This is a genomic window from Pseudomonas sp. KBW05 (assembly GCF_003852405.1).
Classification (GTDB): Bacteria; Pseudomonadota; Gammaproteobacteria; order Pseudomonadales; family Pseudomonadaceae; genus Aquipseudomonas.
In genome coordinates this window covers 22,331-31,056 of sequence record NZ_QAJM01000048.1, presented here as the reverse complement: position 1 = coordinate 31,056, position 8,726 = coordinate 22,331, and the positions used below count along the sequence as shown (strand labels likewise).

Here is an 8,726-nt window from a genome sequence, read left to right as displayed (position 1 = left end):
TTGTTTTGGGCGGTCGAAAAGCAAAATAAGCACCGACAAATTTGCACAGTTATTTCTGAACCAGACCACTAGAATAGGCACCTAACCTTTTTAGAGTCCGAGCCCTACTTATGCCCGATCCGGTTGATACCCCCGAGGTATCGGATTTACCACTGGACGACCTGGTGGCATGCCATGAGTGCGACCTGCTGATGCGCAAACCAGCGCTCGCCCTCGGCGAAAAAGCCCAATGCCCACGTTGCGGTTACGAGCTGTACGCTCACCGCCACAATGTCGTTGAGCGCAGCCTCGCCTTGGTTATCGCTGCGTTGCTGCTGTATATCCCCGCGAACTTTTTGCCCATCATGCAGCTCAATCTACTTGGGCAGTCCTCGGAGGACACTGTGTGGAGTGGCGTCGTCGCCCTGTTCAATACGGGTATGCAAGGCGTTGCGGTGGTGGTGTTCCTGTGCAGCATGGGCATTCCCCTGCTCAAGCTGCTCTGCCAATTGGCGGTCCTGCTCAGCATTCGCTGGAACATCGGTCGCAGCTACGGGCTGCTGCTCTACCGTATCTACCACCACATGAAAGACTGGGGCATGTTGGAGGTCTACCTGATGGGCGTCCTGGTGGCGATCGTAAAACTCGCCGACATGGCCTCCATCACCATCGGTCTGGGCCTGGTCTGTTTTGTCAGCCTATTAATGGTTCAGGTCCTGCTTGAGGTGGTGATGTCGCCGCACCAGATCTGGCAAGCACTGTCAGGAGAGGATGAACATGCGGGCGATTGATGCAGGTATTCTGATTTGTACCGAATGCCATGAGTTGAACAAGCAAGAGCCGGATACCGACGAGCAAACCTGCACCCGTTGCGGCGCGCTGGTCCATGCCCGACGTCCCAACAGTCTCACACGGACCTGGGCATTGCTGATCACGGCGGCCATTCTTTATATCCCGGCCAACCTTTTGCCCATCATGACGATCAACTCCCTTGGCCAGGGTGCACCCAGCACCATCATGGCTGGGGTAATTGAATTGGTGCAGCACGGCATGTTCCCCATCGCCGCCGTGGTGTTTATCGCCAGTATTCTGGTGCCAACTTTCAAGCTTGTTGGCATTGGTCTGCTACTGTTCTCCGTGCAGCGCCATCAGCCGTTGTCCGCACAACAGCGTATCGTCATGTACCGCTTTATCGAATTCATTGGCCGCTGGTCCATGTTGGATATTTTCGTGATCGCCATCCTGGTGGCGGTTGTAAACTTCGGGCGACTTGCCAGTGTCGAGGCCAATCTCGGCGCTGCCGCGTTCGCCAGTGTGGTGATCTTGACGATGCTTGCCGCAGTAACTTTTGATCCCCGACTGATTTGGGATAACACGGAGTCGGACGACGACCATGAGTGATTTGCCAAAAGCTAAAACCCGCCCGGCCTCTAACTGGTCGGCCATCTGGGTGTTACCCCTGATTGCCCTGATCATCGGCGGCTGGCTGGGATGGCGCGCCTATACCCAGCAGGGCATCGATATCCAAGTGCGCTTCGAAAGCGGCGAAGGTATCCAGGTCAACAAAACCGAAGTGGTCTACAAAGGCATGACGGTGGGCAAGGTCAAGGCCTTGGCCCTGGACGACGAGGGCAGTAATCGCGGGGTGATCGCCACCATCGAGATGAACAAGGACGTCGACCAGTACCTCAAGACCAACACGCGCTTCTGGCTGGTCAAGCCCAGCGTCAGCCTGGCCGGGATCACCGGCCTGGAAACCCTGGTCTCGGGTAACTACATCGCCGCCAGCCCCGGTGATGGCGAACCCACGCGCAAGTTCAAGGCGCTCTCCGAAGAGCCGCCCTTGTCCGACGCCAAGCCCGGCCTGCACCTGACCGTCAAGGCTGACCGCCTCGGTTCGCTCAACCGTGGCAGCCCGGTGTTCTACAAGCAGATCCAGGTCGGCCAGGTCAAAAGCTACCTGCTCTCCGAAGACCAGAGTACCGTTGAGATCAAGGTCTACATCGAGCCGACCTACGCCAACCTGGTGCGCAAACACACCCGTTTCTGGAACGCCAGCGGCATCAGCATCGACGCCAACCTCTCCGGCGTGAAGGTGCGCAGCGAATCCCTCTCCAGCATTGTCGCCGGCGGCATCGCCTTCGCCACCCCAGAGAACCGCAAAGACAGCCCGCCGACGGACCCAAGCCTGCCCTTCCGCCTGTACGAAGATTTCGACGCGGCCGCAGCCGGCATCAAGGTCAAGGTCAAGCTCACCGACTTCGAAGGCCTACAGGCTGGCCGAACGCCGGTGATGTACAAAGGCATCCAGGTCGGCAGCCTGAAAACCCTGAAGATCGACCCCTCCCTGTCCAGCGCCAACGCCGAGCTGACCCTCGACCCGCTGGCCGAAGACTACTTGGTGCAGGACACCCAGTTCTGGGTGGTCAAACCATCGATCTCCCTGGCCGGTATCACCGGGCTTGAGGCCTTGGTCAAAGGCAACTACATCGCCATCCGTCCCGGCGACAAAGGCAGCGCCCCTCAGCGCGAATTCGTCGCCCGCGCCAAGGCACCGCCGCTGGACCTGCGCTCACCAGGCCTGCACATGGTGTTGTTCACCGACAATCTCGGCTCGCTGGATGTCGGCAGCCCGATTCTCTACAAACAGGTCAAGGTCGGCTCGGTGCAGAGCTACCAGTTCTCGCGCAAGAACAAGCAACTGGTGATCGGCGTCCACATCGAGAAGGAATACGAGAACCTGGTCAACGGCTCCACACGTTTCTGGAATGCCAGCGGCGTCACCCTGACCGGCGGCCTCACTGGCGGCATCCAGGTCAAGAGTGAATCCCTGGCCAGCCTGATGGCCGGCGGTATCGCCTTCGAAACCCCAGAGCCGAACGTGCCTTTGAAGAAACGCATCCCGCGCTTCCGCCTGTTCACCGACCGCGAGGCAGCCAACCAACGCGGCACCTTGGTGACCATCAAGGTCGATCGTGCCGACGGCATGCGCCCGGGTACACCGGTACGCTTCAAAGGCCTGGATGTGGGCAAGATCGAAAGCGTCGATCTCAGCGCCGACATGCAGTCGGTGTTGCTCAGCGCGCGCATCACCCAAGTGGCGGATCGCATCGCCCGCGTGGGAAGCCAGTTCTGGGTGGTCAAGCCTGAGCTGGGCCTGATGAAAACCTCGAACCTGGAAACCCTGGTCACCGGCCAGTACATCGAAGTGCAGCCAGCGGTGAAAAACGCCGGTCCGCAAAAGAGCTTCGTGGCACTGGATGAACCGCCGAAGGCCGTCCATCAGGAGGAAGGCCTGAGCCTCACCCTCAGCGCCGCACGCCGTGGCTCGTTGAAGGAAGGCGTACCCGTGACCTACCGCGAAGTCACCGTGGGCAAAGTCACCGGTTACGAGCTGGGCCAGACCGCTGACCGCGTGCTGATCCACATTCTGATCGAACCTAAATACGCTCCGCTGGTACGCAGCGGCAGCCGCTTCTGGAACACCAGCGGCTTTGGTCTCGACTTCGGCCTGTTCAAAGGGGCGACGGTGCGTACTGAGTCCTTGGAGACGCTGGTCGCGGGTGGCATTGCCTTCGCTACGCCAGATGGCGATCGTATGGGCAATGCCGCACTTGCGAAGCAAACCTTCCCGCTGTTTGACAAGTTTGAGGATGAGTGGCTGACCTGGGCGCCTAAGATTCCGCTCGGCAAGTAGACCGAGGCGCGGCCATCGCGGGCAAGCCCGGCTCCCACATTCGACCGCTTTCCAAAGGATGTACTCGGTCAAATGTGGGAGCGGGCTTGCCCGCGATGAGGCCCGAACAGGCAACAAAAAAGGCCCCTGGATTCACACCCAGGGGCCTTTTTATTTCAGTCCAAAAACTCAGACCTCATCCAACTCCGGCTCATCCGCCTGCACATTCACGGTCGCCTTCACGACATCATGACGACGGATGTACTTCCAATCCGCCTCATCGATATAGATCCCATTCGGCCCGCTGCCACCTTCCAGGTCAATCGCCACCTGGGCGGAAACCTGCGGCTTCACGCTGGCCAGAATCGGCACAAAGCCCAGTTGCAAGCTGGTCTCCAGCAACGCCGCCTGGTTCTTCTCGTCGATGTCCGCTGCCTCATCGAGGTAGTACGGCAAGCGCACACGCCCAGCCTGGTCGCGGTCCATCAAGTGCAGCAACAAGTACATGTTGGTCAGCGCCTTGATGGTCATGGTGGTGCCGTTGGACGCGGCGCCGTCGATGTCGGTGTGAATCACCGGCTGGCCATGCACCTTGGTGATCTCGAACGCCAATTCGAACAAATCCTTGAGGCCCAACTGGTTATGGTTGGCAGCCACCAGGCGGGCCAGGTACTCCTTGGCCTCTTCGTTCTTGTTGTCCTGCTCGGCGCTCTGGCTCAGGTCGAACACCGACAGGGTTTCGCCTTCTTCATATTGACCGGCACTGTGGATGATCTGGTCGATATGCTTGAGGGCTTCCTTGTTCGGCGCCAGCACGATGCGGAAGCTTTGCAGGTTGGAGACCTGGCGCTTGTTGATCTCGCGGTTGAACAGCGCCAGTTGATGCTCAAGGCTGTCGTAGTCGCTGCGGATATTGCGCAAGGTCCGCGCGATATCGGTGACCGCCGCGCGGCGTGCCTTGCCCAGCGTCAGTGCTTCATCGGTACGGTGCGCATACGCGTTGATCAGCAGTTGCAGGCGACGCTCAACGTCATCCTCGCTGTCGAACTTGGCTACGCCCTTGAGGCGAACCTGGGCATACAGCGCCTCGATCTGGCCATCGGCGCGCAGCAAGCCTTGCCAGCTGTCCTGATAGTCATTGAGCAGCGGCAACAGGTTGTCCATGGAATCGTCGACCGGGTCCATGAACGGCGTGCCGAACGGCAAGTCGGCCGGCAGCAACTGACGACGGCGCAACGCGTCATCCAGCGTGCGTTGCTTGGCTTCCATATCGCCGATCTGGCGGCCCACCAGTTGCAGCTTGGCCGACAGCTGCTGGACGCGCTCGGTAAATGCATCGCTGGAACGCTTCAATTCGTCCTGCGCCGCTTCCATCTGCGCGAGGTTTTCCAGCTTCTCGCCTTCTTCGGCGCTCAGTGTTTGCGCCCGGCGGAAATCTTCCAGGGCCTTTTGCGCGTCCAGTACCTGCTGGTACAGCGCTTCGGTCTGGGTCTTGCTCGCCGCACGGTCGGAGGCTACAGCCTGCTGGGTCTTGAGTTGCTTGAGTTCTTTTTCCAGACGCTCTTTCTGGTCGCGCAACGCGGCGCGATCCGCCAGGGCCTGCAACGCCGGCGGTTCGATGTGGGAGATGTCGATGGACAGCCCCGGCACTTCAAAACGCTCGCCCTTGAAGCCATCGAGGATCTGTTCCAGGGATTTGACCCACTGGCCGTCCTCGTCCAGGGTGATGCCATGCTCGCCCAACGGCAGGCTGAACAACGAACTGTTGAACAGGCGCATCAGACGCTCGACATCCTGCTGCGAGAATTCTTCGCGCAGTTTGGCGTAGCTGTTGTTGTCCGCGTGGTCGAGCTGCTGCTTGACCGACTTCAAGCGCTTTTCCAGCTCGCGCAAGCGCTCGTCCAAATCCTCGGCACTGAACTGCCGCGACTGCGCCAAGGCGCCGGCGAGCTCATCGTGAGCATCCTTGGCCGCCAGCAGTTGCTGCTCCAGCACCTTCACGTCATCCACCAGCGCAAAGCGATGCTTGAGCACCGACAGCTCGCCCAGCCAACGCTGGATGCCACTGATTTCCCGCTCCAGGCGCATCAGTTCCTGGGTGCCGCCGCGCTGGTCGTTCTGCAGAGCGTCCTGCTCGTTGCGGTAATGCTCGGCCTGGATGGTCAGTTCTTCCTTGCGCGCACTGGCGTAGTCCGACCAAGTGCCCAGCAACGAATCCAACAGCGGCGACAGGCGATGCAGCTTGCCGCGCAACACGTCGCGCAGGCGCACGCCATTGGCCAGCGCTTCAACCAGCGGGCCGGCGGCGACCAGGGAGTTGTAGTCCTGCTCCATGCGTCGCACGTCGCGGAAGGCTTCTTCGCACGCCGCGATGTAATCCACGCTGCCGGAACGCAGGCTGTGTTCGAAGGCATCGAGGAACAGCTGCTTGAGCTTGGCCGCGGTGATTTCGCGCATGTGCAGCAGGTTGATAAACAGCGCACGGAAGGTTTTCAGGCTCTGCTCGCTGGTAGAGCGCAGCGGGATCAGCGTCAGATCCAGCGGGATCGACGTGTGGCCGCCCACCAGCAAACGGCGTAGTTCATCCGGCTTGAGTTCGTAGGCTTTCAGGCCTTCGCGTTCAAGGTTGGTGAACAGCTCTTTCTGACGCAGGCAGGTGTCGTTCTTCTGGTAGTGCGCCAGGTCCAGCTTGCCGGCATAGGCAAAGAACTGGTGGCCGAAACCACCGCCCGGGCCGCGCCCGACCACGCCGATCACGTGCGGGCCGTGGGGCAGGGACACTTCCACGAGGATGTAGCTGGTGTCGCTGGCAAAGTAGAAGCGTCGGGATTGTTCCAGGGTGTACTTGCCGAAACTCATGTCCGACATGCGCGCCAGGATCGGGAACTGCAAGGCGTTGATCGACGCGGATTTGCCCAGGTTGTTCGCGCCATACACCGACAGCGGTTCTTCCAGCGGGAACAAACCCAGGCTGTAACCTGCGGTATTCAATAGGGCGAAGCGGCGGATGCCGTAGCGTTCCTTACTCATGCGTCGGTCTCCTGTTCTTCGGCAATGGCGCGGGCCAGGGCGTCTTCTTCGCTTTCTTCGGCGAAGTCGCTAAGGTCCAGTGGGTCATCGGTTTTCAGCAGTTTTTCATCGCTGTCTTCATCGATGATCACCGGCGCCGGCAGTGGCAACACGCTGTGCACGCTGGCCGCGAGGTCGCGGTCCTGCTGCACCGACAGGCATACATCAAGGAAGCGATGCATCGGCGGCAGGAAGCGATAGATACCGTTGTCTTCGCTGGCAAAACCCAGTTGGGTCATGCGGCGCATGATTTTTTCTTCGAGTTCTTCCTGGGTCTGCACTTCGGCCTGGATAAACAGGTCGCGGTACTTCTCCAGCAGCGACGGCAACTCGTCGCGGCCGAGGCTGCCACCGTCGAGCACCGCAATCGGGTCGCGGCCTTGATCCGCCAAGTGTTCAACAATGATGAACGTGAACAGCGCCAGGCGCTGCGCGGTCTTGTTCACCTGCGCGGCGGCCACGGCGGTGTCCGGCACGAAGTAGTAGAAACCGCGTGTGTCGCACACCAGTTCAAAGCCCAGGGCCTTGAACAGCGTGCGGTACTGGTCCTGGAAGTTCGACAATTGCGCGTACAGCTCCGGGTCGCGGCGGCTGACGTGGTAACCCTTGAACAGCTCGCGAAAGATCGGCGCCAGCTGGGACAGTTCGGATAGATCAAGATGCATGAGGTGTACTCGCAGATTGCTCGGCCGCATCAGCAGTGGCCGGGAGCAGGGCGAAGGAGCGCAGGCTGACCTGATGCTCGGTGGTGTGGTAGTCGCGGCGTTCCAGGCGTTCGCGTTTGAAGCGTTTTTCGCGGGACAGCCGTGAGAACCAGTACAGCAATTCGTCGGTGGCGCCGTCCGGTTCCTGCTCCAGCAGCCAGGTCATCAGGTCTGGCATCGGCAGCGCGTCTTCGCAGCGTTCGAGCATTTCCTTGACCGTACGCGGTGCGCGCTGGGCTTCGCCTTTGTGGGACTTGTGCGCCTTGGGGAATTTTGCCGGTTTCGGCTCGAAATTCGCCAGGGCATACACATAGGCTTCCACCTGGCTGGCACTGCCGAGGAAGGTGCTTTGCGGACGGGTAAACATCGGCATCGCGGCCTGTGGCACCGCGTCCAGGCCTTTACGGCGGATCGCCGACAGGGCCAGCGCCGCGCCACGGGTCACGGCGTTGTGCCGGCGCGCTTCTTCGCGCAGCGGCAACAGCAGCTCCCGCGCATGGCGCAAGGTCAGCTGGGCGCTGGTCTGCATTTCGAGGATGCGCGCGTGGGTACGCAGTAGCATGTCGTCGTCCACCAGGTGGCCGAGGCGCTGTTGCTCGGTGAGCAGGCGCAGCAGCACGTTTTCCACCTTGCGCACGCCTTGCTCGAAGGCGCCGTCGGCGTTCACCAGCTGGATCATCGGTTCGACGTATTCGTCCCAGGTCGCCAGGACCTCGGCATACCGCTGGCGCAACGGAATCTGCCGGTCGCTGGTCTTGGCGCGGTCGGCCACGGCGGCGAGGGCTTGTTCGTCGTTGGCGAGTTTTTTCAGCACGTCCCGCACGCGCATATCCAGCAAGCGCAGTTGGCGGGCCAGGTCGTGGCCATCACGGATGTCGAAAGCGTCCTGGATATAACCCGCCAGGCGCTCAAGGTGGCGCAGGTAGGCTTCGATTTCCAGGCACAGGCCAAGCCGGTGCTCCTTGCGAAGATAAGCCAGGAAGTCATGGATCTGTGCATTGAGCTCGAAACGGTTCGGGCTCTTGGCGACAGGCACCAGGATGTCCAGGCGAATCCACACGTCCAACAGGCTGGTGATGTCCTGTGGCGTGCTGTCCAGTTGTTGGGCGGCCAGTTGCGCGCGCAGTTCGGCAAGGCTCAGGGTGCCTTGGTCGAAGTGTTCGCACAGTGGCTCAAGTAATGCCCAGTGTTCGGCGAGGGCGCGTAGGACGCGCTTGGGTTCGATCATGGGAATGGCCGGCTGGTTGGCGATGAAAAGTCGCGATTGTACTGCATCAGGCACGGGATTTATCCACAGC

Annotated in this window: 6 protein-coding genes; 3 read left to right on the top strand and 3 right to left on the bottom strand. The window is 60.6% G+C overall.

From position 1 onward, the window contains the following. Positions 1 to 110 precede the first annotated feature (110 nt). The 3 genes from DBR46_RS28385 to DBR46_RS28375 are packed head-to-tail and all read left to right on the top strand — an operon-like array spanning position 111 to position 3,676. A complete protein-coding gene (locus tag DBR46_RS28385; RefSeq protein WP_026136821.1) occupies positions 111 to 770 on the top strand; it encodes a paraquat-inducible protein A in 660 nt (219 codons plus the stop codon). Further along, entirely contained in the window at positions 757 to 1,380 is a 624-nt protein-coding gene (locus DBR46_RS28380; RefSeq protein ID WP_124529473.1) for a paraquat-inducible protein A, read from the top strand. Before DBR46_RS28385 ends, DBR46_RS28380 begins: the two co-directional genes overlap by 14 nt. Next, positions 1,373 to 3,676 carry a PqiB family protein gene (locus DBR46_RS28375; RefSeq protein WP_124529471.1) on the top strand — a complete coding sequence of 768 codons (2,304 nt, stop codon included), beginning with the start codon at positions 1,373 to 1,375 and terminating at the stop codon, positions 3,674 to 3,676. Before DBR46_RS28380 ends, DBR46_RS28375 begins: the two co-directional genes overlap by 8 nt. A gap of 168 nt (positions 3,677 to 3,844) precedes the next feature. Here DBR46_RS28375 and mksF read toward each other — a convergent pair whose 3' ends face one another. Genes mksF through mksB form a run of 3 tightly spaced genes read right to left on the bottom strand, consistent with a single transcriptional unit; the run spans position 3,845 to position 8,656 of the window. Then, entirely contained in the window at positions 3,845 to 6,685 is a 2,841-nt protein-coding gene (mksF, locus tag DBR46_RS28370; protein ID WP_124529469.1) for an Mks condensin complex protein MksF, read from the bottom strand. Continuing rightward, positions 6,682 to 7,389: an Mks condensin complex protein MksE gene (mksE, locus tag DBR46_RS28365; RefSeq protein ID WP_017529960.1), complete on the bottom strand. Its 708-nt coding sequence runs from the start codon at positions 7,387 to 7,389 to the stop codon at positions 6,682 to 6,684. Before mksE ends, mksF begins: the two co-directional genes overlap by 4 nt. Next, entirely contained in the window at positions 7,379 to 8,656 is a 1,278-nt protein-coding gene (gene mksB / locus DBR46_RS28360; protein WP_124529477.1) for an Mks condensin complex protein MksB, read from the bottom strand. The genes mksE and mksB overlap by 11 nt, the downstream gene beginning before the upstream one ends. Positions 8,657 to 8,726: the final 70 nt, after the last annotated feature.